This window comes from Vibrio sp. R78045, assembly GCF_042466085.1.
Taxonomy (GTDB): Bacteria; Pseudomonadota; Gammaproteobacteria; order Enterobacterales; family Vibrionaceae; genus Vibrio; species Vibrio cyclitrophicus.
Genome location: NZ_JAXHBS010000004.1, coordinates 150,992 through 175,851, shown reverse-complemented (window position 1 = coordinate 175,851; position 24,860 = coordinate 150,992). Strand labels below are relative to the sequence as shown.

Sequence of the window (24,860 nt, the reverse complement as noted above, 5' to 3'; positions counted from 1 at the left end):
CTCTGATTTTTCCAAAAAATGATTGCACGAACGCAGATCATATTACTACATCTTTATCGTACATTGGGTAACAATTAAAAATACGCCAAAGGTGTTGTAAAGTTATGTTGCAATTTATAGCAAACAAATGCATAGTTGGCTAGTCTTTTAAGTATATTTAAAAAACACATGCGCAATCATGAAGAGTGAATAAGTTTGAGTTGTATACTCACATTTTCATTGGTTTTATGCGTTTGTTTAAGTTATATGCGGGTTTTTAATTTTTATAGTTGAATAACTATTCACGAAAAGGAAAGTGATATGTCTACCGAGCGTTTATCCTCATCACAGATAGATACCATTCGAGTATTATCTGACAAGATTCAAGACAAGATGCTGTGTGAGCAGGGCTTTAAGCGTATTAAGGAACAGAAACAAAACTGGCTTCAATACAGTGAAAGAACAAAGAGGACGAAGTTCGCATTCTTTGTAGCAAGTACAGTAATTGGGATCATTGTTGCGATCACAACTGTAAATCTCATGCCATTCTTATTAGACCTAATGAAAAGTGTGTTCGAGACTAAGGGGGTGGAGTTAAGTCGGAATTGGACATTATTAATTTCTGCTTTCTTTGGTGTGATTTCAGCTAATACGGTTTATCAGTCAATTGCACTACCCTTGTTCAATCTAAAGAAAAATGTTGTGTCTGATGATGTCTGGTCAATTGCTAAGAGACGCGAAAGCTATGAGTTATTCTTTCGTGACTTTTCAAAGGGTAGTGTGGGCGATGGTTTCTTCATCCTAAATAATATGAGTTACATCAAGAGAGATAACCTGAGACGAGCTCTGTTTTATGTCCTAGTCGAAATGAAAGATGTCAAGTTTGCATACCCTTTAGCTGTCTATGCAAATAAGATGTTAGGTTTCCAAGATTACCAGTATGCGGTATCTGTAGGTGCAAGCCTTGGATGTCAGTATTCTATGAAAGCAAAACAACAGTTGAGTGTTGCACCTATCTGGAAGAAACCGATTGGTTGGAGTATGGCGCAGACCCTGATTGACTTAGAAGAGGTCGAGAAATGAAACGCTCAACATTAATTGAAAAACTCATACCATATAAGCGTGAACGTAACATCGAGTTGGCGTTAGAAGAACTCGATAATCCAAATACAGAAGATATATCGAATGACGAAATACACAGTGTTTGGCATCGGGTATCGAAAGTTCTTGACCATGAGTACTCGAACGATGACCATCACCCACTTTTACAAGTAGAGGCGCAACTTGCGGCAACATATGACCGTAAAGCCCCTAAGTCGCAAAGGAAATCGCAAATGGAATCTAACAAAGAATTCTTAACTAACTGGTTGAAAAAATATTCAGGAATTGCATCACTCGCTTCTATATGTATTTCATTGTTTGTAATTTCGAATGAGTACAATTTGGATGATAAGGTTGCGAATGCATGGGATGATTTTTTCTATCCATTACCACCTATGCAAGAACTTGTTGATGGATGTAGAGAGAAAGCGAAGCTTCATGATGAATATGCAATAGAATTTGTAAGGTCAACTGTATCTGTAAATAAGTATGGTTGTTTAGTTGAAGTACCATATCAAAACACATCATCAGTAATTCGATATGAATTTAAATATGATCGAATTGAGAAACGTTGGCTTTAAAGACTTTATTAGTTATATCGAGTTGGCTTTAGAAGAACTCGGTAGGCCAGATACAGAAGATGTGTCGAATGATGAAATTCACAGTTTTGCATCGAGTATCGAAAGCTCTAGAACGTGAGTTTTAGAACGATGACCAACACCCACTTTACAAAGTAGAGGCGCAACTTGTGGCAGCATATGACCGTAAAGACCCAAACCTTGATAGATTAATTAGTGAGGATAACGAAGACAAAGAAATCCAACTAGTGAGTGGCTTTGGCAACAGTTTTATCATTGCTCTTTTAATCATCATTACAGTATGCCTTATAGCTTTTTCTATCACTCCAATATTTAGTACTCAAATGGGCATAGCCATTAACCACGCGCTTATTGCTATCTTACCTGATAGCTATGATTCCATTCGTTTTGATAAAAGTGAATTTGATAAAATGCTAACACTGCATTTGTTTTGGGCTAACGTGTCTGTACTGGGTGCAGTTGTTGTTTATGTCAATTTATATATCTATACGATACTGACATACATGGCGCGAACGCGAGTAAAAACACTATTGATGGTTGTTGGTGTTTATGTGGTTTTCTACTCAACTGGTCTAATAGCAAACTTTGCTACTGCTACCAATGGTACTTAGTTTAGCTCTTAGTGTTTTTTTGAAAAATGAAAGATTGAGGAATTATCATGGAATATGGAAATGTTATGGGTTACATAGGTTTGCTGACTCTTTTATGGATGCTGTCGGGTGTGTTTATTAACTTTTTGATTCGCAATACAGTATGGTCGCTTAAAGTGTCGGAATACGACGTAAAAGGCTACCCGTCGTTTACTTATATTGCAGCAATGAAAAAAGGTATGTTCTTATGGCCTGTACTCAACAAATTTATACTTAGCTTAGCGAGTAGACCTGCTTTGAATCAGCGTGAAAATCAGTTTCCTGAATAACCCAGTTAATTGACAGTGTAGGACTTTGACTATAGACCCATATTGCAGTTAAACATCTACGAACAGTGGGTTGATGGTGTACACGAATAATGTCTATCCTAAGTACCGTGGATGGCCTAAGTTAATCAAATTCGATACCATCTGCATTAACTCGATTGAGATTGATTATGAAGAAAAGTAAATCTGAACAAATCCAATGGCTGGTTGATTGGTGTAACGAGTCAATTAGTGTCCATGGGAATGTCTACATGACTTCCACCAATCTAGATTTGAATGAGGAATTTGAGAAATTTGCCCAAGCTAACTTAGGCTACTCTGTTTGGAAAAGCCGAATTAGAGACGCAGCTGATACTTTAGGTCTAGTTGGTCAGCGAGCATATATAGCTGATGCATCTCCATCAGCTGGTTTACCACGATTTTCAATGGTCTATTCCTTAAAGAGCACTAGCACTAGCACTAGCAACAAATCTAATACGAGAGCTAAAGGATCTTCATCTTTCGATGAGTTAGAGAAAAAGTTAAACCGCCTCTTCCCATCAGAATAAAATTAGCGGTTGATTGCTGGTGGGATAGGGGATTAAACAGCCTTTTCATTCCCAATCATACCTAGATTACGCATCGCTTTCTTAACCCTAACAACGGTACTTCGCCCAATCCCTGTTGCACTCGCGCAGCTATCGACCGTGCAACCATTTGACAGGTTAGTAACGGCTAATGGGTACTTATCTATTAACTTTTGGTCTGTTAGCTTAGTGCCTTTCGGTCGGCCAAATTTTCCTTGTCTATTTCTAGAAGCGATGCCCACTTTTGACGCTGCTAGCCTCTTTTCTTCGTAAGCGTATCTACCCGTCGTGATAAAGCGCTCGTTCTTGTTAAATGGGTCAAAGTTATTGGCCAGCTTGGTTAACTCGGTTTTCAAATTTCTGAGTGCTTTATTATCAAAGTCGAAATACTCAGTGTGCGAACCTACCATCACGTTGTTAGCTTGGTATCGATGAAAAACGTATCGCTCTATAAAGCCTCCGTGTTGCACTGTACGAAGAATGCTCGACTTTACTACCTTACAACCTAGAGACTTCTCAACGTCCCTTATCGTCTCCTTAAGGCGCTCTGATACGTCTCGATTTGTCCTACCTACTTTAAACAGTTTCTTGTCACTCAATTGGTATTCAATCAAGTACAAAGTGCTTGTCAGGATGCTTTGCTGTCTAAACCCCTCAATTTCCAGATGCCCCTTATGCACCCTCCCGTTTCTAACATCCTCACGTAGTTGGCTAACTCTTTGCTCCAACCTATTTCGCATCCAGTTTGAGAACTTAACGAGTGATAGGTTTCCCAATATCACATTGGCTGTATCGGTGAACTCATAGACATTCCCCCAACCGTTGTATCGCAGCAACTGTTCTTGATACCGGTTACTAAGGGAATTCTCCGAATCGTGAAACACATTAGGCGCTTTGGAATTAGGTTTATAACCGCTCTTTAACGACTCAATCACGTCCGTAGGGAAGTTTAGGTGAAACTGATGCCAACCATCGATGCTAGGGAATTCGTTTAATGATTCACTACAGGTGATCCCATCATGTCTAAAATGGTGCGACACTTTACCGCCTTTAACCGCGATTAACCTCATGCCACAAAAAGGGCATATCAGGTCACTGCGTCCAGACATTTGAGAGCTGATGTGAGTGAGTTTTTGATTTTCGTCTTTCCCAAAGCTTAGAAATACAGGCATGAGCGGTCACATTAATTTGGTCACGTTAAATCTGATAATATTTATGCCCAAAAAAGTGTGCAACTATCTTGAGTAATTTTTGTGCTATGTGTATGATCTTTTATAAGCGTTACAGACCGCTTGTGAGCCGACCCAAGGCGAAGATCACTCCGTATCATCTGTTTAACTTAAAATTCACTGTGCCTCATTGTGAGTGCGGTAAGTCGGCTATTGCTATCACTATTGGAGTACAGCATGTCAAATATCAACACCTCTGATCTTGTTTTCCCTAATGGGCGTCCAGTAACAAAAGTTAAGATGGATGCGAAGAAGCTTAAGAAAGCCAAAAACATCAAGCTAAACCAAGCCCAAAACATTTGTGCTAGAGCGAACGGGCTCGACCTTGATTGGGATGACGCCATCGTTTTTCTGAAAAAACAGGCCACCGCAAAGCATGAGGAAGAACTAGCATCTCTTGGCAGCTTACTGGTGGGAGCTTATAAAGATGCCTTTCAATCATTAGGTCATAAAAATGAAGATTTCGATGTTCTCAACTACAAACCTAGTGCCGCAACGGTAGTGCATGGTTCAGTAACAAGTCAGGAGCTGGTGGACGCACTAAAGCGCATGGACTTCGAAAACAACTCATACAACTTTTGGCTAAAGAACACGATAAAATTAGTCGAGAGCAATGGGTTAGATAGCACCTTTAGTGAAAGCGCCCTTAAACGATTTCAAGATCCAGTTTGGTTACTGCGTATGGCCAAAGACAATGAAGCAATGCGCTCTCTATTTGATGCAATAATCCCAAATTACAATGGTCTGCTGACAAGCAAAACCAAGGAACAAATCACATACTTAGTCGCACCTATCAGTGAAGCGGCAAGAAATGTAAAGCAACTTTCGGTATCAAGCATTGCACCTCAAGTAATTGAAACGCTAGCCATTGAAAGAAAACACAATGTTGACGGCCAAGATTACATTCAATCACCTAGTGACTTTGGTAAGATCTTTGAAACAGAGCCAGCCGATATTACATTTGATGACATTGTTAAAAGTGGCCGTGCTGTCGTATCCTTTGAAGAGCCTACAGAGCATTTGTTTACTTCGAACTCTAATAATGAACAGTCTAGTGAAAGTATACGTTCAAATGACCTAGAGGCTCTTCATATGCTTACGACGGGGAGTGGAGTGAGAAGAGTAAAGCCGTTTAACGAGATCGTTATCAACCAATCAAAATTTGAAAAAATGGCAGTCAGCTTGGATAAGTACGCAATTGGGTTAATTACACTCTTTGGCGATGGAACTCTATTATATGATCCAAAGGCTGAGTCACTGCCCATTAGTAATTTTGGAGGGGAGGATGCTGGTTCATTTGAAGACTTTGCACTGTCTTTGATAGAGAGAGGTATTGAGATTAAAGGGAGCGAACCAAGAACTGGTTTATCCTCTTTGCAAATGCATGATGCTAAAAACTATAAAGCGATGTGTGATGAATTAGGGGCGGCAATCACTCACAAGTTACAGCACACAGATTCAGTCACGGTAAGTGGAAATGGTCATGGCAGATTGAGTGCCGCAGTACGCAAGTTGGGTACTAAGAAAGAAGAGTAACAAGGGTAGGGGTTCTCGCTGAATATAAAAAAGGTTAGATGACATCTAACCTTTTTTTTTGCAATTCGATAATGTTAATTGGTCTTGTAACTAATTGGGTATGCAACACATGTTTCTAGTGTGGACTTTTAATCGCTGGTGGTTGCTAGAACGAAATAAGGATGCTGTTTAGTCTTCCAAAGGGCTCTTGCTTCTTATTGTGAGGGTAATGCATTTGCCTTGGCGAGTTGGCCATTAAGTAATGCGATCATTGAGTTAGGGAACAGTACATGAACCGTCTTCTTGCGGAAAAAACGAAACTCTATTCCGTGAGATTCGATCGAGCGAATGGCGTTGTAATCTTGGTCTGTATTTTCTAAAGATTGGCTGAGATGTTCCCAAATCTTGTTTGTTGAGACGCCAGTTTCATCAATCTGCCATCTGTTTACTAAGATCCAGCGCCAAACGACCGTAAGTAGCATTTCCAGTGACTCATGACTTTGAAGAGCGAACGAGTCACGATACTCACAGAACGAATTATCAATGATGATCTTATTACCAAATTTACGCTGTTCGTTAGATACATAGGTGGAGGACAATGAGGTGAACGTATCAAAGAGTGCGTCGAGTAAATCCGACTCACGGTTTTCGTACATTGACTGCAATGTAGCTTGAACGTTTTGTAAGGTGAATGGCTGAGGGTTCTCGCGACAAGCAGCTTCAAATTTTAGTTGCTGACTCTTTGACATGCTTTTGTATAAACCAAGTCGATTAAAGAGCATATCCCATAACTTTTCATCAACCACTTTGGTAATAATAGCTTTCAGGTCGCTTTCATTTTTATATTTAACCGAAGCTTCTTTAGGGCGAACACGGTTCTTTGTACTTTCACCCAGCGCGGTTGAAATGGAGTGGAAGACAGAATCGAAACAATCTAAGAAACCAGCGTTTTCGCTGGGCATGCCTAAATCGATTGAACAAGCCAATGCAGTAGCTTTTTTTTGAAGCAATACGGATTGTAAATTTAGCTCGATGAACTCAGTACGTTGACGAACTAGAGTATCAATCAATTTTTGTTCAACTAAGTTCGTCATGCAATAGATCCTTATTTTTTATATTGTCTAGAGTTCATCTGATTCAATTTTTATTAATCTGAATAGAGGAATACTGAGTCTTAATCATAGGGTCATGCGCCAATGAAGCCGAGCTTGTACCAGTGCAGGGTTTGGCGAGCGCTAATTGACTCGATCATTAAATGTCTCAATATACTCAATTGAATTTTTATTCATTAATAATAGCATATATCTGGTTGATTATGTGTTGAATTCTGCTAGATTGGCCAGTTATTAAATACGTTTACAGTACTGCGTATTATATATGTTATGGTAAATGCACAAAAATAAGCCAATATAATCAGTGCGTTACACCCTGCTTGTGATTTGTGTTAATCGTATTTAACCGTTTAACATAAATATCATAATATCCACTTATTGAATCTCCGATTCATGCATGGATATTCAGGCTTGAAAGATTGTGCAACGTGTTGGATGACAAATTACTAGGTAAATGATACGTTTGAAATCTGTATTTTTTTTCGAAAAATGTACCAGTGGCCAGTTGATCTCGTTTTTGAAATTGGCAGTTTTTTTGGTTTAGAGTTAGGAGAAAGTTTATGAGCGATGATTGGATTTACATTGGTGGTTACGAAGATAATCCCAATAAAGCTAAGATAGGAAAAACAACAAAGGGAATTGAACAAAGGCACACATCATCACAAGCAGATGATTACTCTATACACACAGCTTTCAATATCCATCGTGGCGATGTGCATGCGATTGAGAAAGGGTTGATTACCGAACTTGAAACTGTTGCTGAAAGGAGAAGACATGCAAGCACAGGTAACTTAACTGAAGTCTTCAACTTAACCCCTACCGAAATGGTAAGCGTTGTTGAAACGTATATAGAACAATATCATTCTGGCAGTGTTACCTATGAGAATCAGCTGCATGGAGATATGAGTCGATATGAACGCAATAACAATGATAAGAAATCACGAAGTTCTTACGTTACTGGTAATAATGAGCTGTATGAAACGGATTTAGGTAATGGCCATTTCCATGACCATGAACTTGATATGGAGGGTTATAGAGACGAAGATGGCAATGTCTATTGGAAAGATAGCTAACGACTCATTAATAATGGTCTAAGAGCGATTCCAGCATTTGAGCTAATTGCCCAATTACATTGATGTTCGGATCGCCTCTAAGACCTTACTGCACTCGACAAGAAACTTCTCTCTTTCTTTATCTCCCAAATTCAACCGTCCTTGCATGAGCGGTAGGCCAACAATCGGTTTTTTGTTCTGATTGAAGCAGTGTCTAAAAATCAGGTTATCTGACTCGTTTTCAAATCTTGTTACTCGCTCGCACGTCTTATCAAGTTCATTTTCATAAGCCCTATGTTTTGCCAACTCCATTTTTTGAATCCATGTCGACGGCATAAAATCAATGAGTAGATATTGGAAAACACCAGCAGCACTAAGCACTACGATAAACACCACTATCATCGTCACTAGCAGCGCTTCAACAAACATGAGGTGTTTGAATGAAAATAAAACAGAGCAACTTAAACCAATAGTGGTGATTGCCCCAAGTATCAGGTCTTCGATTTTTTTATGCGTTTCATACGACTTAAATATCTCATCGAGCGATTTGAGAGGCTTCTTAGGCATTGCTATTTTGGGTAAGACTATCGATTCAATGTCTTTACTTGAGTGGTCGGGTACATGCCCCCTTTTCACTCGCTCTTTATCATCTTTGCTTAGCGAATACTGGAATTCAGCAAGCGTCATTGAAAAGTGTTCATTGTCTTCGAATTTGAAACCCATTTTTTTAAAAAATCGTCGTCTTCCTAAGTACATTTCTTCTTTGGTTTTTAATGACAACGTATGGTCATTGCTTTCCTCATGAAAGGCTTTACCTTTGATTACAACGTCAGCCAAATCAAATAGATCACCACCAAGCTCGCGAAATTTGAGTTCCAGTATCTGAATGGTCAAATTGAACAGCAGTGTTCCCCACCCTTTCCTGTTGACCGCAGAATAAATCGAATTACCCTCAACATAATCGATATAGATATGATGCTGGCCGTTAACAATTGAATGTGTAAGCTCTAGTCGAATTTGAACATGCAATGAGCGAACCGAGTTGTACCGCTCTAAGTGAGGGTCAGAAACAAACAGAGAGGCTGTTGTGTCACCACTGTCAAATCCCACTGGGCTTGGCTGATGGTTCAATGTGTATGACACGCCAGCCCCAATCAACGTTGTCTCGAATTCATCCATACTTAAACTGTCGTGAGTATCGTTCATGCTTTTCCTTAGTCATGAGCTATGTGAAATGGGCAAGTCAGAAGACTATTTAATCGGCTTTTTAAGTGAGATCCCGACGTACTTTTCGTTAAAGTCCTCTCTCATATCACCTAAGATTTCATGGAGTTCACCAGCGATACGTCGAAGCTTGGGGTCTAGTCCTTTCTTAATCGAATGACAGCCCTGTATTTGATGGATTGCGCATTCTATCTTTGCTAACTGTCCTATTTCTTCTAGGTTTCGCTCGCGTAATTCATTGCGGCTTTGGTTAATGACGTATTCGGATTTTTTATAGAGTTTCCCTATTACCAACTCATTGTATGGAGGGAGCTCTCGCCAACCATTATTTCGAATAGCGTCAAATTCAGAGCTTGATATGTGTTGGTATTCTTTACGAAATTTGTAATCAGTTACGCCTAGAGTTATGGCGGCTTCTTTGTTTGAATTCGCGACTAGAATGACTATTGACGGTTGTCCTTTCTGGTATTCATTACCGTGATATATTTTATGGCTCATTTTCAGACCTCGTTCGCTTTGCTCTCAATTATCATAACCATTTAATTCTCAGATTCAATTAATAATTTCCATGGTTTGGAATGTCCGGTTTTATTATTAATCAATCACTTACCGGTCTTAACTTTGTTTTTTTAAAAAATTGCAATGAACGCTATTACTGTACTATAGTGTAGTTGATTTAAAAAACAGAAATGATAATGAATAGAGGGTGTGTATTTTGAAAGGAATTAATGTTTTAGCATTGGTTGTTACGGCTGCTTTGAGTACTGGTTGTGCGTCGAGTTTTAGTACTGTTGATGTGCAGTCAATCAATCCTGACTACCATGAATCGCCAGATAGTTTTATAGGTTCATATGAGTTCGAGATATCGAAAGGTCAAACAGTGTTTTTAAATAAATACGTTAGCCATGATGGTGAGCTATGTATTCAATATGTTGATAATGTGACTGGTGAGACTAGTGTTGTTACTAACGAATACGGGTTTGACTCCTACTCAGATACAGTAACTCATAAGATTTCCAGCTATTGTGAAAAAGACTTTAGTCTAAGTAACGATGAGCCGAAATTCGTCAAGCTGCTTGGCTTCGAAACCGTTCAAGCTGATGAGGTAAACTATGTTCAAATCCCCATTTTAAAAGATAGTCAGTAAACCATTTTAATTACTACTCAGAAATTCAATGCAATTCATTATCGTTTAATGAATTGCATTTTTTTTAGGCGATCCTACTCTTTTGCTCTTATTTTTATTCCCGTTAGAAGCTTAGAGACTACGACATCTCCCCGACTTAAACTTACAATCAGTCACCGTTTTAGCTTCCAATTTTTAGTGCATTAACTCAGTTAATAATTTGTCGGTGTTACTGTGAATACACCTTTGTTCATCACAATTCATTGTGTTAAAATGAATTCATTGTTGTTCAATGAATCGAAATGATTTGAGGTGTTATGAATATTATTGATCCGTGGTTTTATCGTAGACCAGAACTAACAAGGGCATATGGTACATTTTGCTCTGATACCCTGTTTTCTAGGATGGTTTTCTTAGGATCAAGACGTATTGGTAAAACGTCATTTTTTCTGCATGACCTAAGCCCGCATCTAATTTCACTCGGCATGACTCCAATTTACATATCAATGTGGGGAAATAAAAACTCTCCACATATGGAGTTCTTTGATCGTCTTACTGATGCCTTAGATGAACTCTCAAAAGAGGGAGCAGTATCAAGGTTGCTTAAGAGTCAAATACACAAACTGGCAGTTGGCAATCAAATTGCTAAGATGGAAGTTGAGTTTAGCCCCTCTCAAGCCTCTGACGTTGATTTGAGTAATATTAAGGTGTTACTAGATTCAGTAGTCGAAAAAGCTGGTGGCGCGAAAGTAGTATTGATTTTGGATGAGTTTCAACACCTAGTAACCTCTACTAAGTTTGAGAACTTTCAATATTCGTTAAGAACGCTTTTAGATACGCTCGGTACGCGCCTTACTGTCATTTATACAGGTTCTTCTCGTACTGGTATTAAAGCAGCGTTTGAAGACAAAAGTTTGCCATTCTACCAATCAGCTACAGTACAAGAGTTCCCAATGTTAGATGATGGATTTATCACGCATTGTACTGGCTTACTTAAGAATACGTATGGAATTGAAATCGACCGCCTTGCGCTTCTAGATTTTTGGATTGACACCGACCACTCACCTCATTGGACAATCAACCTAATGAGAGACATCGTCAATAAAAAGGTATTGGGGAATAGCTTTTCGTTAGCGTCCTCAATTGAGTTTATTCATGACGCTATGTGCGAGGAAGAAAGTCATACTGAATTGCTAAAAAGTATGTCTAAAACCGATAAGGCTGTTTATTTGTTGAAGTGTTCTGGTAAAGGAATCTATGCAATCCCCTCCTTTGAGTTTATCACTTCGGTTGGCGGTACAGCGACACGCAGTGCTGCCCAATCGTCAGAAAAAAAGCTATTGGATCGTGGTTTCATAAGTGCGTTACCGAATGGCAAAGTGATCAGCGAGATTTACGGTTTGAAAAACGCTGTACGTAAGGATTTGAACGTAGATAGCAGTTTCTAATAGAACTCAGGTCATAAGTTGCCATTCGCTGGCAACTTATTTCATTCTTGATATAGTTTATTTATAAATTACTAATGATAAGAGTTTGTTTGTGACAGTCGACAAGATGAATTGGAAGATATTCGTTGAGCCATATGATGCGAACGTGCAGTACAAACCATCACTCGATCAGCTCATTAAGTTAAACAATTCGAACAATCTTTCAGGTAATGAGAGACAATCATTAAAGCAAGCCTTTCTCTACTTCAATGAATTTGAATCAAGCCTGAAACAAAACATCTCCATTTCTGCTAACTCGATATCTGCTTTAGACCCATTGGCTGTCCACTACCATAGACACTCTTACGGGCAACCTCTTAATCGACTCGTTAAGCTTTGTGATTACCTAATTATAAACGAACTTGTCTCGTTGCCATTAGTGGAACAACAACAGTTAGAGGCGGTAAGATCTTTTCTGACACGTTAATGCGAACAAATATTTAACGACTAAGAGAATTAGTACTTTCATCATCATTTGTAAGTGCTAAAATGTATGTATATAAAAACAGTATTTTTTTAAAAAACGTTTTTCTCACCTCAAACCAAGAGTGTTGTTCATGACAAACTTAAGCCCAGTAAGTCAGCAATTAATTAGTCAGACACCGGTTTTAAAAACTGAGGTGATCAATACTCCCCCTACGTTGCGTTACATTAATAATCTTCGTTCAAAAAGCTCTCGCGTCACTATGGGTTATACACTTGATTGCTTTGCGCGTGAGCTGAATAGTTTCTACCTATCTAACGATGTCAATCTCGCCATACATAAGCACATAGATATTTCATGGCCACATATAGACAACTACGCAATATCCATGACTCTCAACAGGATGCATGAGTCTGGTATCAGTGCTGTTCGACTCAATACCTATTTAACTGCCATAAAGCAATCGGCAGTGTTTGCTTGTGATCTTGACTTAATCTCTACGAAAGAGCTTATGCGTATCAAAGAGATTAAGGCATTGAAAGGCTCACGTTTGTTCAAGGGACGACCTCTGAACATTGAGGAAGTGTCGATGTTATTTGTTGTCGACGCACCGACACCTACCCAATTACGAAACAATGCAATGTTTGCGATATTGACTGGTTGTGGTCTTCGGTGTTCTGAATTGATGGAATTGTCTGTGTCTTCTTTGCTTGAGGAATCGGGTGAATATTCTTTGAAAGTGCTTGGTAAGAATGACAAGGAACGTCTTGTACCTTTGAGTGATGATGTTTACTTTCATCTACTTACTTGGTGTAGGCTACGAGATGAGCACAATTTAGAAACGGACAGCTTATTCGTAACAATGCGTAAAGGCGGCAATCCCGAAAGCAAGGCGTTCAAAGCGCGTTCAAGTATCTTTAGAATTGTACGCCAGCGTTGCTTAGAAGTATTTGAGTTCAAGATTGCGCCTCACGACTTAAGGCGAACTATGGCTACACTGCTATACAAGTCAGGTGTAGAAGTTTCTGTGATTCAAGACCTAATGGGTCACTCTAATATCTCGACCACTCACCGCTATATCACAAAAGATAAACAGGTCTTTAAAGATGCAGTGGCCAACATTCGATTGAAGTAGTGGTTATGTCTTTTTTAAAAATAGTACGAGCTGTTCTAGTGATAAACCATCTTCACGTAGTTGTGACTCATATGACGCGATAGTTTCCGTTTTTTTCTGTTCAGCCAACCTATCTTGTTCTCTTTTTAATACCCTTTTCTCATTTATTCGATTTAGTCGAGTAACCAGTAGCTGAACTTCTTCTATTGATAAATTGGATTTTACAAAGGATGTTAGAAGACGTTCCTGTACTAGCGTTTTCCTGAATTCACTCATTTTGTATAACCTAGTCGTATGATTGGTTTAAGTATTGTACCTGTGTATATACTTACAAGCTCATATATTTAGAGCAACGGTTTTTTTATAAAATATTGAGCTGTTGATCTCATGTCTCGAAGTAAACAAGTAATCATCCAGCTATATATAGAAATTCGATATTAAAAAAGGCCAGCAAATTAGCTGGCCTTTTCATTATGATGAAGTCTAATACATTACTTGTACTTTGCTAACACGCCACATTAATGTGTATGTTCCTCGATGCGTGAAACAACCACTACCATTACCCGACGACTGTCTTTTCGATGTATATCTATCTACTGTATTACCATTACAACCATAGGCTATATTAGAAGATATCTTAGCTGAGCAAGCTGAAACAGCTCCGTTTTTCGCGCTACATCTCTCACTAGCGTTATAGAAATCTGGAACTTTTTTGGAGTGGCGAATTGTTAAGGTGTTTCCGTTATAGCTGTATTTATACGTGTTAGTATTGTTAAGTCGAACGTATTTTGGACGCATTTTACTTAGCGAAATAGGCAATACGAAAGCCAAGTCTCTAGCATTTGTATTAGTTCGGTCAGCAACTGTTATCCAAACATTCTTTTTAGGATAAACAATGGCTGGCGGCTTAGGCGTTGGTGCTGGCTCAGCGGCTTTTTTCAGTTCTGCACATAAAGTCTTGTAAGCTGGGTGGTTACAGTTAATGGTGGTGTTTGCCTGTTTTGGTGCGGAATTCTTAGGTTTGTTATAGGTAGGGTTTGAACCACTACGTGACCCAACAACATCATCATTAGGTACAGCCCGAACTGTGACAGGTGTTACTTTGTCTTTATGGCTGTTCATACCGCCATGATTGTTTTTGTTGGCAGGTTTTTTCTGCTGAAAATTCGTATTTTGACTAGTGCTTGAGTTCTCATCTGATTGATCTTGAGCACCAGCAAAAGCAGAGGGATTGAGAGTCAGCATAGAAGCAAGTATGGTACTAACTAGTGTAATTTTACGCATGTGCGATGTCCTTTCTCACTATTGGTGTGCGTGATGGTTAAAAGTGTTACAAAGACATTAATTACATAGTTATATACCTATATAGTCGCATATCAATGCCGTTGTGTATACGATTTTATCGTATGTGTTTTTTAAAAAAATACACATTCTTATCGTAAGTATTTTATAAACAAACCCGATTGTCAAATTTGAGACAAAAAAATGCCCCTGAATTTCAGAGGCTATATCAATGAGAATGGATTATTTACGCAATAATCTGACCAGTAAAAGAGCTGGCAGCAACCATAAAGGCATACTACCGCCACCCGAACCACCTTGAGATGGGGTTGTTGGTTCAGTCGGTTCAGTCGGATCGGTTGTTGGTGGAGTTACAACTTCATCAGTCCATTGAGTATTTAACGCCATCACATCCACACTAGCGTCTTGCACTTCATCACTACCGATCACAACAGCATAAACGCTTTGTACCGATTCATTAGCTTGTTCAAATAAAGGATGTAAATCAGTAAACGTGACTTCGATAGTTTGCGACTGTGTTTGTCCTGCATCAAAGGTAATGTTGATTGGCTCTAAGCTTGTATTACCAGAATTTACATAACCCCCTGCAATATACAGCTTCATTGTTTCTGCATTCGTTGTGTTCAGTCGCGTAGCTTGAAATGTGAAAACTTGGTTATCAATGTCTTCGCTAACTGCGACACTTACAGTTTGGTTGCCAACAGTAGCGGCATAATTGGCAGCAAGAGGCGCATAGTGATTTGTAAAGTTAACCATATTGGCATTTGCATCAGGGCAATCGCTGTCATCGCCTGTCATCGTAACGTCACTGAATGGGGTACTTGAAATTGATGTGTGCATTAATGATGAATAGCCATTACCGCAAACTTTACCGTAACCATCGGTACGGCCAAAACCATCATCATTGAAGTCATCAGAACTTTCGTGCTCACCACCAATGGTATGTAAGATTTCGTGTGTAAGTACGTAAGGTAATGCGGTTTGATCATCAGTACCAAGCATTACGCTATGCCCCATAGCGATTTTGCGTGTTCCTGTAGGATGAGTTGTGTAGTAACTTGAAAGCATCGCCTGTGCTAATGCAATAGCTGAACCTGTTTGCTCGAACACACCAACGGCCATGTCTCCAATATCCGTTTCAATATCAACACCAGAGCCCCCATCCCATTGCATGGTCGCTTGACCCCAACTAACAGTTTCACTACTGCCCCAACTGTTAGTGGAATACACACCAATTGGTTTGAGCGTTAAGTTTACGCCATGATCACTAAGTAAAGCATTTCCCAACTCTAGTGAACGGTAAAAACCGACTACCTCTGTAGAGACTTCGAAATTTGAATCTGAGTCGTAAGAGTCTGGGTAAAACAAGCTAACCTCAAATGTATTAGCAGTAGCTTGTGAAGCTAATAGAGCAAGACCGAATCCAAGTACCTTTTTCATGTGCAATCCTTTGTTTGATTATCTAACTGACACTTACAATATAGCGCGCTTGCTATTTTCAGTCAACAATTAAAATCAGCTTTATATTTCTTATGTGCTTTGACATTCCAACCTAACCTAGCAGCCCTCTCTTAGTTACACAATAGATTTAGGGTACGACATAAAACATCAGTGTCATATATGCGACACGTACCACCTCAATCCTCCAAAAGTCCCTTGCTAGAATCAGCTCTTTCTTTTTTTTGTTTTTTTTATTTTTCTGTTTTACGCGCTGCGCGGGTCTAGCAGAAGATAGGTGGAGGTTCAGCGAGTGACAAGGTAACTATACCCCTCGTTTTATGTCGTACCCTATTATGACTAGCAAATCGCTTGTTTCAGTGTCAACCTGTATGGATAAACAGAATCAGGCCGTTCGGCTTGTAGTACATCTGTAGTACCTAAGTAAAATCCGCTAGGGATTCTTACTATTATTTCTAACGAACCTTGCTGGTTTTCGAGTTGGCCAAATCGCCCTGTCAGGCAAATTTACTTTAATTCCAAACGAACTCCTGATTCCAAATAAAGGCAGGAAAGTAAACTTACTATTTTTCCCAACGAACCCTTACCTCACTGGTACTCTAGAGAGTTAATCTATTAGCGTTTTTCGAAAAAATCCCAAGTAAAGCACCTAGAGATTCTTACTTTAATTTCAAACGAACCCTAGTCATATGAGATGCGTTATCTCAAATAAAAGAGTCGGGAAATTTACTTTATTTCCAAACGAACCTAGAGCTCTACCGAACCAAATTGCCTTAATCAAGCCCTCGACTTTCTCTCTACAATTGAGTGATGCGTCTCAAAAAAAATGCTCTACACCAATGCTTAACAGACCAAAACGTTGATTCCTTGACCAAATAATCGAATGATTGGGTGACAATTAACCACTTCTTACGGTGTCACCAGCTGTTCTCCACTGATAAAGAGAGTGGTGCGCCCCCTCCTTTCAAGATGTACTGGACTTTACTTTCGGTATCTACTGGATCTTACTTTCGGGATGTACTGGATTTTACTTTCGGAAATCTACTGGATCTTACTTTCGGGCGATGTACTGGATTTTACTTTCGGTATCTACTGGATCTTACTTTCGGGGCGTACTGGATTTTACTTTCGGAAATCTACTGGATCTTACTTTCGGGCGATGTACTGGATTTTACTTTCGGGATGTACTGGATTTTACTTTCGGGATGTACTGGATCTTACTTTCGGGATACGCTGGATCTTACTTTCGGAGGTTTACAATAAGTCATTGAATTTAAACAGGTATTTATACCCTTAGTATTTACCCTCTAAATTCATGTTTAATCTATCCACAACACCTTAGACTTACCCACAGGCAAATATCAATAACATGTTTATAAGCTGTGCTTAATTCTGGACTTTACTTTCGGGATGTACTGGATCTTACTTTCGGCATCTCACCGGATCTTACTTTCGCAGATCACTGGATCTTATTTTCGGATTAGTTCAGATCTTACTTTCGAGTTTGACTGGTTTTTACTTTCGGATTTTCCCAGATCTTACTTTCGGTTTCGGCTGGGTTTTACTTAGGATTTATCTATTTATTTTCAATAACTTAAAAGTTATACATGTGTGCTATAAGTAGAGAATTGATAATCTATAAGTTGATAAATAGATAATAGGATAAGTAGATAAATTGTTTTTTTAAAAAACAGTAATAATAGGAATCTCTAATTCGATATTGATCAAATATTCTCAAAATGATCTTTATCTATCTAGGATTTAGAAGTACTATTATTCCAAGTAAAAGAATTTTTCTAAAAAACAAAACGAATCTGGTAGGTTTGATATCCATGGACAGTAAGATTTTCAATTTGCGTACAGCTGACCAAGGTTCGTTTATTTGGTATCCAGAGTCATTCGATTCTAGCAACACTGATTTTACTTCATTTTTTGCTTTAACCCCTAATCAGAAAGCGACCATATCTGCACTTGTGGAATGTGCTTCATTAAAGGATGAAGAGTCTACAGTCGACCTTTTGACCATCATGCAGAATCTCGACATTAAACTGCCAGCCTTTAATAGTCGCATTCGAGCTCTTGAAAAGATGAACATCATTAAGACTGTTCCCTTTGAGTTCTCTAACAAATCACTTCGTGGTCGAATTAAGTGCATTACCTTTAATCTGATTGAGGAAGTGTTTGAAGAGCTTGAGGAAAAAGGGCAAAACCGTAAGACCTACTATGCCGATAAGCGCTCATCAGCCGCTGCATTAGATAGAGTTTACAATGAGGCAGGATTTACTCGAAGACCCGACGCATTAACAGCGCAAATCGCTACCCCAACTGATACTCATTTAAGTCTAGTTGAACAAGCTGTTGCCCCTTTGAAGTCCAATCAATCCAAATTGGCCAAAGAAGTATGGGTTTCCGATGTGAACGATCAAGCGCATAAGTTGACCGTTGAGGTTCAGTCTCACAGTCGAGTTACCAACGTTGACGATCTAATGAATCAATACGCGATGTTAACTTTAACTCTCGAATATCATTCTTTAGATAGTGACTCTTACATTGCCAACGGTACTTTACCTGTCAATGCTACTCCGATTCATGTTGATGATATCGTGCGAATCAGGAAAAAATTCATTCGTAGTATTGGTAGTAATTACCGTGATGCTGTACGTGAGAGCATCATGGCCATGAAGCAAACAACCTATGACGTAATGGGTTTACAATCTTTGTTTGCTGATGGAGTCGAATTGAAACAAAAGTATATGAGCCGTCAGTTTCGTATTTTTGATCAATGCTCACCTCTATCTGATTACGCACCTAAATTGATCAGTAATACCGAAGTTGAGTTCGGTCGTGATGCTTCGATATACGTTGTAAAGTGGCCAGACGATGTCTTTGAACGACTGATTCATGGGGATATTGTTTTTGCTTTCCCTGCGAACAGTTTAAGTGTTCATACAATGATTTTTGTTTTGTACCTACGGTTTAGGGTTAAGCTTCGAAAGGTAACTTCGTTTTCAGAGTTACTGGAAAAGCTTCAAGATCAGATAGCTTCTGGTACAGATTCGCAGTCCTTTAGAGAGTCATTGAAAACTCACCTTTTAGATATGAACCGTTTGAATGATAAACATTTATTCTCTTCAATTGAGGGTAACGTACTGTCATTTAATATTTGGGGTTATCATGGGTCTGTAGATTTCAACGAGAAGTATATCCACGTTACAGTTGATCAAACTGAGCTGTTACTTTGTTGCGATATCGATCCTGAAACACAAGCTAATGGTAATAAGCAAATCGCCCCAACCAAGCATAACCGTTTATCGAATAAGTTAAGACCGTACTTACAGATCCACCAGCGAGTGACGAGTCGTTTAGCTGCGGATTTGAATTTTCGAGTTTCACGATATGCGTTCAGTTTTACGGTAGGCGAAAGAGGGTTTGAAGTTTCTCATTACTCGACAAAATCAGAACGTGACTCTGCTTTAGAGGTACTACAATCCAACCTTGAACTACCTCTTTCTACGTTCAATACGTTATTCGACCAACATTTAGAAAAAGTTGAGCTCTTACACATTCACGGTAAGGTTTTGACCAAGTCAAAATTTGCTCAAATTCGTGAGGCTTTACGTGCCATGTATGAAGTTTACGTTAAGCCTAGTGCTGTTCTTAACTCAATATCTCGTAAGAGTTCATTTCATGATGATGTATTCAATTTTATCAATGATGAAATTGAAGTACTACCACCGAGCTTCTACCTATCATTTTCTGACCATTTTGAATAAAAAAGCCTCCCAATTGGGAGGCTTATTCATTGTGCAAGAACATACCATATTCTTCTATGATTGGAATTCGCGACACTCTTTTAGTACCTTTGACCTTGGCCAATCGATCATAACCATTGAAGTCGCTAAGTGAATGGTATCGTTTTAGCGGCTGAGGCTTAACGACGAGTACAGGCACTGACGCACGTCTTGGTTGTTCTTGTAGTACCCTCCCCTCTTCATTCGGGTACGAGCATTTATATCTTGGATTTAATTTACTTGGTCTTATCCATGTAATAGCTGATTTAGTGTGCTGAGCTAATCGTTCCTCATCCATACTTATTAAGGTCATCAAATCTAAGTCTGGGTTGTTGCTTACCTTCCGTTCACATCGCAATTTTGCTATTGATAGCGCACGTTCATGATCAATGGTTTCCAGCTGATACCCTTGAGCAAGCCAACTGAATGTGATGTTTTCAACCGTTGGAGGCGCTAATGCAATGTGCCTTGTTACCGTTTTAGGAAGCACACCATTATAGGTGTTTGTGTAAAATTGCTGACGCAAGTAACTGGTGTCATACGTTCTAGAAAGCTCTAAAACAAATGAATTTTTCAGTCCGTTTATCTCTTCAATCAAACTGATTATTTCTGACTCAAGTTTCTCGCTACCGGTTATGTGAACGATTCCTACAACGCGACGAGCTGCCTTATGTGATAAGCCTACTTTTTTGTAGTTAAACTCTAGGCACTCTAGGTAAGCGTGTACCGCCTCCAAACCCTCTAACCTTTTCGGTGACAGTTCCTCAATCTCACTGTGAACCGTGTCATAACCATCCTCATCAATCTCAGGGACAGGGAGAATTGCCACCTCTGCATGGATTATACGGCCTCTCAGGACAAGCTTTCTTAATTCGCCTATCTTCTTGGCAATATGCGCCATCTCATGTCCCAGCTGTAATTGAGTGAGGATTGGTGATTCAGTCATTACACTACTCGTACTTGAATTCAATATCATTGGATAGACAGAACTTCATCCAATAATAGTTCTTAGGCTCGCTACGAATTGGAGCGTGTCTATCCATTAGAGGGTGAAGAAGATAGATAGCAAAGCTGCTAAATCCAAAAGCCTTTGCACTGTAATTCTCTTTACGGATCTTACCGTCTAACAGCGAGTATTTAGAGATCGGTTGGCCACTCTCATTAATCTCTTCTTCTGGTGAGAAATCGACCTTAGTTACGAGGTCGGTAATCAACGAAGAATGTTTGGTTAAATCAATTTTTGCCCAAGTGTGATTCATCGTTAAGACTTCGATTTCAAGCTTTCTGATCTTATCGAGCATATCTGCATCGCTGTGTAGATTCTCACCTGTCTTATAGAGATCGCTTAACGTTAACCCTAATGGGTACTCTGATAAATCTAACTCTTCAATTCGTTCATTGAATAAATCAGGGTATTCCGCTTTTAGAACTTGCCACAAGCCAAGGCTTTTCGGCATGCTGCCGTGTAGTAAGAATCGAGTGCCTTGTTTCGTTTTCACTTTTAGAAGTGGCTTGGATATATCAAAGCCAGTTGGTTCTTTACCTTGCGTTCGCTCTTCTATGACTTTTCTTCTTTCACCTTTATAACGAACCACATAGTTTTCACTCGAAGTAATGTCTGATGTTTTTGGCTTCTTGGTTTTGATGCGCTCTACTGTATAACCGTTCAAGTCCATCTGGCCGTTTGCATTTTCTACCAGCATTTGATCAATAGCTTTGTTCGGATACTCTACCGTGCTTACTGTAACGTTAGCATCTTTGTATTCATCTGCCGCTTGTTTAAAAAATGCAATGGCAGAGGGTTTCATTCTCGTAACTGATTTAGATTCGAGTTCGACCAACTTCGCACTGATGTTTCTGTAATTGGAAAACGAAACACCAAGAATGTCGCAAAAAGTGTTTCTGATTCGATTGGAGTTAGCCCAAGAAAGATCTTTCAATGACTCTTTCAGATCTTCCACTTCATGAACATTGTAGTCACTCTCAATGCTTGAGCACTCTTGCCAAACAACGGTTTTCGTTCGTTTACTCTCAGCGCAGTTAATATTCCATACTACGTTATTTTTTGACTTAAGGTACTTGGCCACAGAATCGCATGATTTAATTTTTTGTGGCGTTACGAAAGAGAACTCAGCAGTGAATACCGCCCTCTCCGCTTTCGATGGATTCTCACCATTCGTAATAAGGTACAGTCCGTTTGATGTTGGCATGAGTCGCTTACCGTTTGGAACGACACCAAACCTTGTCTTGTCAGCAATTAATATTTCCATGATTTGACCATTATTAGAGTTATATCACCATTATAGCGCAGTTCGTATTTATTTGTATATGTTTAATGTGAGAGCTGAAAAGTGTGAGTTGTTATTTGGTTACGACGTAACATTTAAAATGCTTACTGCCTTTCATCAAATAACATGCACAAAAAAAATGGCACGATAAAGAGTATCGTGCCATTTAGATTTGCTATTTTGTTTCAACGAATGGTGGCCAGTACTATTAGTCTTTTCTACTCACTCGATTCATTAAGTAGTGTGTATATGTCGCGTGGCGGTCTTTGAGTAAGTAGAAAATTGAATCTTGATTGTTCACTCTTGAAATGAACGACTCTTGAATCGACTTCGGCACTCTGACAACGCTAAGAGCTCGACGGATATCCTCATCAACTTCTTGGTCTTCTAGAACTGTTGATTCCGTAAGGCGATAAGGTGCAAATGCAGAAGTCAGTACCGCAAGAAAAGCAGCTGGTACGACAGACAATAATTCCTTAATTGTCTTTGCTTCGTTTGTTTGCTTCGAAGTTACTACATGAGCTTTTAGTAAAATCCAGAACGCCAAGACAGACCAAAACACTATTTCTAAAAGTGACCAATTCGATATATTGAAAAAGTGCTTTATTGAAACCATGTAGAAGTACTCGATCATTGTTCCAATATACGTCAAAGAAATCGGGCTCGTTGGTACACTCGCCCCACCGTGAAAGTCGAACCGCCAAACATTGGCAATCGTCATCATGTTGAAGTTGTTTGTGATAACTTCAAGAGCTGCATAAACCCCAATGACTAAAAACCACATCTTGGCTCGATTAGAGATAGATCCAAGAAACACGGCATGTTCGGTGTGGTAATCCTCGACAGAGAATGCCCCATACTCTCTTTTATGGCGCATCGCTATAATCGCGCCTAGTGAAACGAAGATAACGATTAAACCAGTTAAGCTAGTGAGTGACGCGAATAGACCTAGAGAGAAAGGCTTAAGGATAACTTCAAGCCAACCAATGGTTACTTGCTCGCTGTGAACTAGCGTGATCTCTTTGGTGTAAGAGAAAGTAATCAGGGCATTGATTTTTTCAAAAAACGCAACTGTCACGAAGACAATCAAAGCAACAACAAGCGAAGCACTGCGTTTCTTATTATGCATTTTCATTTCCATTCGTCCTGATTCCTTTTAGTGGTTATCTATGGCCTTAGCACACTAGCTTTTAGTAGGTTCAATGTGTCGGCTACCGTTTGCTCGTATTGAGTACTGTTCTTTGTCAGTTGAGTTACGACAAGCCTTAATAGTGGGTATCGTTCGCTGTTTTTAAACGTTATCGACTGACTCACATTAGAATTCGTTGTGTTCCCTTTCGAGTAAAAAGAGATAATGATATTCGTTGTTTGGTCTTCATTGACATTCACATAGAGAACCTTTGAATAGTTACCTACATCTGACCCTTTTATCTCTGTTGAGCTTCTAAGTCCCATTAGGGCTATCGCAAAATTTGCTAAATCAGATTCGACCAACTGGATGGTCAATTTCTGTGAATAATCAGCTGTTCTTAAAGAACCGCCCTGCCTCATCAATGGTGCAATTGTGACATTCACATTTTGAGTAACAACGTTTTTTGCCGCCTTGGGAATCCGTTGTAACTGTATGACAGCGGTCTTTGTATAACACTCTACTATCTCACCGAAATCACTCATACTTCACTCAAATCCAGTTTTTCATATGTCCAACGACTGTTGATTTCTTCTCTTAGTTTTTTCGTCAGAACTGTTTTTACTGTTGCGTTAATTGGTGGCTCTTCACTAAAAAAGTGCAGACACATTGGCTTATTCACTGTTAATGCAAATACCAACTGGGGCGCTAGTTCATTGAATATCACCCTGTCTACTTGAGAGCCAATATGGGATTGTTTCGTCACATATCTATGGTCGACAAATTCAACAATATCATTATCAGTTAAAATCGAGCTTGAGTATGGTGCATCGTTAGAACCCACGTTAACCATAATTACTAGTTCATTATCACTTGGCCATTCAAAGTAGAAAACCATACGTTTTCTTTTGTTGTTGATGAGCCTGTACGTGATGGCCACATTGCTTTCTGTTAAGTATTCATTAAAGAACCAATTTACAAATGGCTTGGCAGTTTCTACTAGCGCTGCGTACAGTTCATCAAAATCACTTGCTGTTCTCACTTCTCGTTTATTCTTTCGCGTTTGGGGTGAAGCAAATGACTCCCCTTTCTTTATTGCGTCAATCAAACCTTTCGTCTCAGCTGTGTAGCCGAGTTTATCTATCACAATAGTAGACAGTAACTCTCTTAGAACGGGCATGCAGTAATCATTTTCAAGCGCGACATTGAAAACAATTTCTTTACCATTTGCCTTACTACGTATCACTGGCTTAGACGGCAACCTGAATAGCTCATTTACAAGCTCTTGATTTAGTAAGCTTGTGTATTCAGGGTGTGTGATGCCCACTATCAAGTCATCCAGTACTTGTAAGTACAATTCTGGTATTGAGAGTAAATCACCATTGCTGTTTGATACCGATGAATCAGCAATATAATAACTAGTGACCTTACGTGCTTCTTTGTTCATT

24 protein-coding genes are annotated in these 24,860 nt (G+C 39.2%); 12 read left to right on the top strand and 12 right to left on the bottom strand.

The window, feature by feature from the left end:
- Positions 1-300 precede the first annotated feature (300 nt).
- From SJY39_RS01530 to SJY39_RS01510, 5 genes are all read left to right on the top strand, one after another.
- Positions 301-1,062, top strand: coding sequence for a hypothetical protein (locus SJY39_RS01530; RefSeq protein WP_390241077.1), 762 nt, complete (start codon positions 301-303; stop codon positions 1,060-1,062).
- The gene (locus SJY39_RS01525; RefSeq protein WP_390241074.1) at positions 1,059-1,661 is read left to right on the top strand and encodes a hypothetical protein; all 603 of its coding nucleotides are present in this window, start codon (positions 1,059-1,061) and stop codon (positions 1,659-1,661) included. The genes SJY39_RS01530 and SJY39_RS01525 overlap by 4 nt, the downstream gene beginning before the upstream one ends.
- Positions 1,662-1,828: 167 nt before the next feature.
- Positions 1,829-2,290, top strand: coding sequence for a hypothetical protein (locus tag SJY39_RS01520; RefSeq protein ID WP_390241072.1), 462 nt, complete (start codon positions 1,829-1,831; stop codon positions 2,288-2,290).
- 47 nt (positions 2,291-2,337) lie between these two features.
- Positions 2,338-2,598, top strand: a complete 261-nt coding sequence (locus SJY39_RS01515) for a hypothetical protein (protein ID WP_390241069.1) — start codon at positions 2,338-2,340, stop codon at positions 2,596-2,598.
- A 167-nt stretch (positions 2,599-2,765) separates the two neighbouring features.
- Positions 2,766-3,143: a hypothetical protein gene (locus tag SJY39_RS01510; RefSeq protein ID WP_390241067.1), complete on the top strand. Its 378-nt coding sequence runs from the start codon at positions 2,766-2,768 to the stop codon at positions 3,141-3,143.
- A 32-nt stretch (positions 3,144-3,175) separates the two neighbouring features.
- Here the strand turns inward: SJY39_RS01510 and SJY39_RS01505 are convergent, their stop codons facing one another.
- A complete protein-coding gene (locus SJY39_RS01505; RefSeq protein ID WP_390241064.1) occupies positions 3,176-4,333 on the bottom strand; it encodes a GIY-YIG nuclease family protein in 1,158 nt (385 codons plus the stop codon).
- 234 nt (positions 4,334-4,567) lie between these two features.
- Between SJY39_RS01505 and SJY39_RS01500 the strand changes: the two genes are divergently transcribed.
- Positions 4,568-5,926: a hypothetical protein gene (locus SJY39_RS01500; protein ID WP_390241061.1), complete on the top strand. Its 1,359-nt coding sequence runs from the start codon at positions 4,568-4,570 to the stop codon at positions 5,924-5,926.
- A 194-nt stretch (positions 5,927-6,120) separates the two neighbouring features.
- Here the strand turns inward: SJY39_RS01500 and SJY39_RS01495 are convergent, their stop codons facing one another.
- Positions 6,121-6,999: a DUF4942 domain-containing protein gene (locus SJY39_RS01495; protein WP_390241060.1), complete on the bottom strand. Its 879-nt coding sequence runs from the start codon at positions 6,997-6,999 to the stop codon at positions 6,121-6,123.
- Between the two features lie 578 nt (positions 7,000-7,577).
- Between SJY39_RS01495 and SJY39_RS01490 the strand changes: the two genes are divergently transcribed.
- A complete protein-coding gene (locus SJY39_RS01490) occupies positions 7,578-8,090 on the top strand; it encodes a GIY-YIG nuclease family protein (RefSeq protein WP_390241058.1) in 513 nt (170 codons plus the stop codon).
- A gap of 54 nt (positions 8,091-8,144) precedes the next feature.
- On the opposite strand, the gene SJY39_RS01485 is transcribed toward SJY39_RS01490, so the two are convergent.
- Positions 8,145-9,275: a hypothetical protein gene (locus SJY39_RS01485; protein ID WP_390241056.1), complete on the bottom strand. Its 1,131-nt coding sequence runs from the start codon at positions 9,273-9,275 to the stop codon at positions 8,145-8,147.
- 45 nt (positions 9,276-9,320) lie between these two features.
- Positions 9,321-9,791, bottom strand: a complete 471-nt coding sequence (locus tag SJY39_RS01480) for a hypothetical protein (RefSeq protein ID WP_390241054.1) — start codon at positions 9,789-9,791, stop codon at positions 9,321-9,323.
- 217 nt (positions 9,792-10,008) lie between these two features.
- On the opposite strand from SJY39_RS01480, the gene SJY39_RS01475 reads away from it, so the two are divergent.
- From SJY39_RS01475 to SJY39_RS01460, 4 genes are all read left to right on the top strand, one after another.
- Entirely contained in the window at positions 10,009-10,440 is a 432-nt protein-coding gene (locus SJY39_RS01475; RefSeq protein ID WP_390241052.1) for a hypothetical protein, read from the top strand.
- A gap of 296 nt (positions 10,441-10,736) precedes the next feature.
- Entirely contained in the window at positions 10,737-11,867 is a 1,131-nt protein-coding gene (locus SJY39_RS01470) for a hypothetical protein (RefSeq protein ID WP_390241051.1), read from the top strand.
- Between the two features lie 106 nt (positions 11,868-11,973).
- The gene (locus SJY39_RS01465; RefSeq protein ID WP_390241049.1) at positions 11,974-12,333 is read left to right on the top strand and encodes a hypothetical protein; all 360 of its coding nucleotides are present in this window, start codon (positions 11,974-11,976) and stop codon (positions 12,331-12,333) included.
- A 130-nt stretch (positions 12,334-12,463) separates the two neighbouring features.
- A complete protein-coding gene (locus SJY39_RS01460; protein ID WP_390241048.1) occupies positions 12,464-13,465 on the top strand; it encodes a tyrosine-type recombinase/integrase in 1,002 nt (333 codons plus the stop codon).
- A gap of 3 nt (positions 13,466-13,468) precedes the next feature.
- Here SJY39_RS01460 and SJY39_RS01455 read toward each other — a convergent pair whose 3' ends face one another.
- The 3 genes from SJY39_RS01455 to SJY39_RS01445 form a co-directional block, all read right to left on the bottom strand.
- Positions 13,469-13,720 carry a hypothetical protein gene (locus SJY39_RS01455; RefSeq protein ID WP_390241046.1) on the bottom strand — a complete coding sequence of 84 codons (252 nt, stop codon included), beginning with the start codon at positions 13,718-13,720 and terminating at the stop codon, positions 13,469-13,471.
- Positions 13,721-13,927: 207 nt separating this feature from the next.
- On the bottom strand, positions 13,928-14,728 hold the full coding sequence (locus SJY39_RS01450; RefSeq protein WP_390241045.1) for a hypothetical protein: 801 nt from the start codon (positions 14,726-14,728) through the stop codon (positions 13,928-13,930).
- Positions 14,729-14,968: 240 nt separating this feature from the next.
- Positions 14,969-16,186, bottom strand: coding sequence for a gammaproteobacterial enzyme C- transmembrane domain protein (locus SJY39_RS01445; protein WP_390241043.1), 1,218 nt, complete (start codon positions 16,184-16,186; stop codon positions 14,969-14,971).
- A gap of 1,850 nt (positions 16,187-18,036) precedes the next feature.
- Here SJY39_RS01445 and SJY39_RS01440 point away from each other — a divergent pair.
- A complete protein-coding gene (locus SJY39_RS01440) occupies positions 18,037-19,977 on the top strand; it encodes a replication initiator protein RctB domain-containing protein (RefSeq protein WP_390241042.1) in 1,941 nt (646 codons plus the stop codon).
- A 22-nt stretch (positions 19,978-19,999) separates the two neighbouring features.
- Here the strand turns inward: SJY39_RS01440 and SJY39_RS01435 are convergent, their stop codons facing one another.
- From SJY39_RS01435 to SJY39_RS01415, 5 genes are all read right to left on the bottom strand, one after another.
- Entirely contained in the window at positions 20,000-20,941 is a 942-nt protein-coding gene (locus SJY39_RS01435; RefSeq protein ID WP_390241040.1) for a DNA replication terminus site-binding protein, read from the bottom strand.
- Positions 20,942-20,945: 4 nt separating this feature from the next.
- Positions 20,946-22,265, bottom strand: a complete 1,320-nt coding sequence (locus SJY39_RS01430; RefSeq protein WP_390241038.1) for a hypothetical protein — start codon at positions 22,263-22,265, stop codon at positions 20,946-20,948.
- A gap of 226 nt (positions 22,266-22,491) precedes the next feature.
- Complete coding sequence (locus SJY39_RS01425) at positions 22,492-23,424, bottom strand: hypothetical protein (protein WP_390241036.1); 933 nt, start codon at positions 23,422-23,424, stop codon at positions 22,492-22,494.
- A gap of 26 nt (positions 23,425-23,450) precedes the next feature.
- On the bottom strand, positions 23,451-23,957 hold the full coding sequence (locus SJY39_RS01420; protein ID WP_390241034.1) for a hypothetical protein: 507 nt from the start codon (positions 23,955-23,957) through the stop codon (positions 23,451-23,453).
- Positions 23,954-24,859: a hypothetical protein gene (locus SJY39_RS01415; RefSeq protein WP_390241032.1), complete on the bottom strand. Its 906-nt coding sequence runs from the start codon at positions 24,857-24,859 to the stop codon at positions 23,954-23,956. The genes SJY39_RS01420 and SJY39_RS01415 overlap by 4 nt, the downstream gene beginning before the upstream one ends.
- Position 24,860: the final 1 nt, after the last annotated feature.

Coding starts and splice junctions, on each gene's coding strand:
- SJY39_RS01445 (WP_390241043.1), bottom strand. CDS start 16,186: ATGAAAAAGGTACTTGGATTCGGTCTTGCTCTATTAGCTTCACAAGCT.
- SJY39_RS01420 (WP_390241034.1), bottom strand. CDS start 23,957: ATGAGTGATTTCGGTGAGATAGTAGAGTGTTATACAAAGACCGCTGTC.
- SJY39_RS01465 (WP_390241049.1), top strand. CDS start 11,974: ATGAATTGGAAGATATTCGTTGAGCCATATGATGCGAACGTGCAGTAC.
- SJY39_RS01425 (WP_390241036.1), bottom strand. CDS start 23,424: ATGGAAATGAAAATGCATAATAAGAAACGCAGTGCTTCGCTTGTTGTT.
- SJY39_RS01415 (WP_390241032.1), bottom strand. CDS start 24,859: ATGAACAAAGAAGCACGTAAGGTCACTAGTTATTATATTGCTGATTCA.
- SJY39_RS01510 (WP_390241067.1), top strand. CDS start 2,766: ATGAAGAAAAGTAAATCTGAACAAATCCAATGGCTGGTTGATTGGTGT.
- SJY39_RS01430 (WP_390241038.1), bottom strand. CDS start 22,265: ATGGAAATATTAATTGCTGACAAGACAAGGTTTGGTGTCGTTCCAAAC.
- SJY39_RS01500 (WP_390241061.1), top strand. CDS start 4,568: ATGTCAAATATCAACACCTCTGATCTTGTTTTCCCTAATGGGCGTCCA.
- SJY39_RS01530 (WP_390241077.1), top strand. CDS start 301: ATGTCTACCGAGCGTTTATCCTCATCACAGATAGATACCATTCGAGTA.
- SJY39_RS01505 (WP_390241064.1), bottom strand. CDS start 4,333: ATGCCTGTATTTCTAAGCTTTGGGAAAGACGAAAATCAAAAACTCACT.
- SJY39_RS01455 (WP_390241046.1), bottom strand. CDS start 13,720: ATGAGTGAATTCAGGAAAACGCTAGTACAGGAACGTCTTCTAACATCC.
- SJY39_RS01495 (WP_390241060.1), bottom strand. CDS start 6,999: ATGACGAACTTAGTTGAACAAAAATTGATTGATACTCTAGTTCGTCAA.
- SJY39_RS01525 (WP_390241074.1), top strand. CDS start 1,059: ATGAAACGCTCAACATTAATTGAAAAACTCATACCATATAAGCGTGAA.
- SJY39_RS01485 (WP_390241056.1), bottom strand. CDS start 9,275: ATGAACGATACTCACGACAGTTTAAGTATGGATGAATTCGAGACAACG.
- SJY39_RS01480 (WP_390241054.1), bottom strand. CDS start 9,791: ATGAGCCATAAAATATATCACGGTAATGAATACCAGAAAGGACAACCG.
- SJY39_RS01440 (WP_390241042.1), top strand. CDS start 18,037: ATGGACAGTAAGATTTTCAATTTGCGTACAGCTGACCAAGGTTCGTTT.
- SJY39_RS01490 (WP_390241058.1), top strand. CDS start 7,578: ATGAGCGATGATTGGATTTACATTGGTGGTTACGAAGATAATCCCAAT.
- SJY39_RS01470 (WP_390241051.1), top strand. CDS start 10,737: ATGAATATTATTGATCCGTGGTTTTATCGTAGACCAGAACTAACAAGG.
- SJY39_RS01515 (WP_390241069.1), top strand. CDS start 2,338: ATGGAATATGGAAATGTTATGGGTTACATAGGTTTGCTGACTCTTTTA.
- SJY39_RS01460 (WP_390241048.1), top strand. CDS start 12,464: ATGACAAACTTAAGCCCAGTAAGTCAGCAATTAATTAGTCAGACACCG.
- SJY39_RS01450 (WP_390241045.1), bottom strand. CDS start 14,728: ATGCGTAAAATTACACTAGTTAGTACCATACTTGCTTCTATGCTGACT.
- SJY39_RS01435 (WP_390241040.1), bottom strand. CDS start 20,941: ATGACTGAATCACCAATCCTCACTCAATTACAGCTGGGACATGAGATG.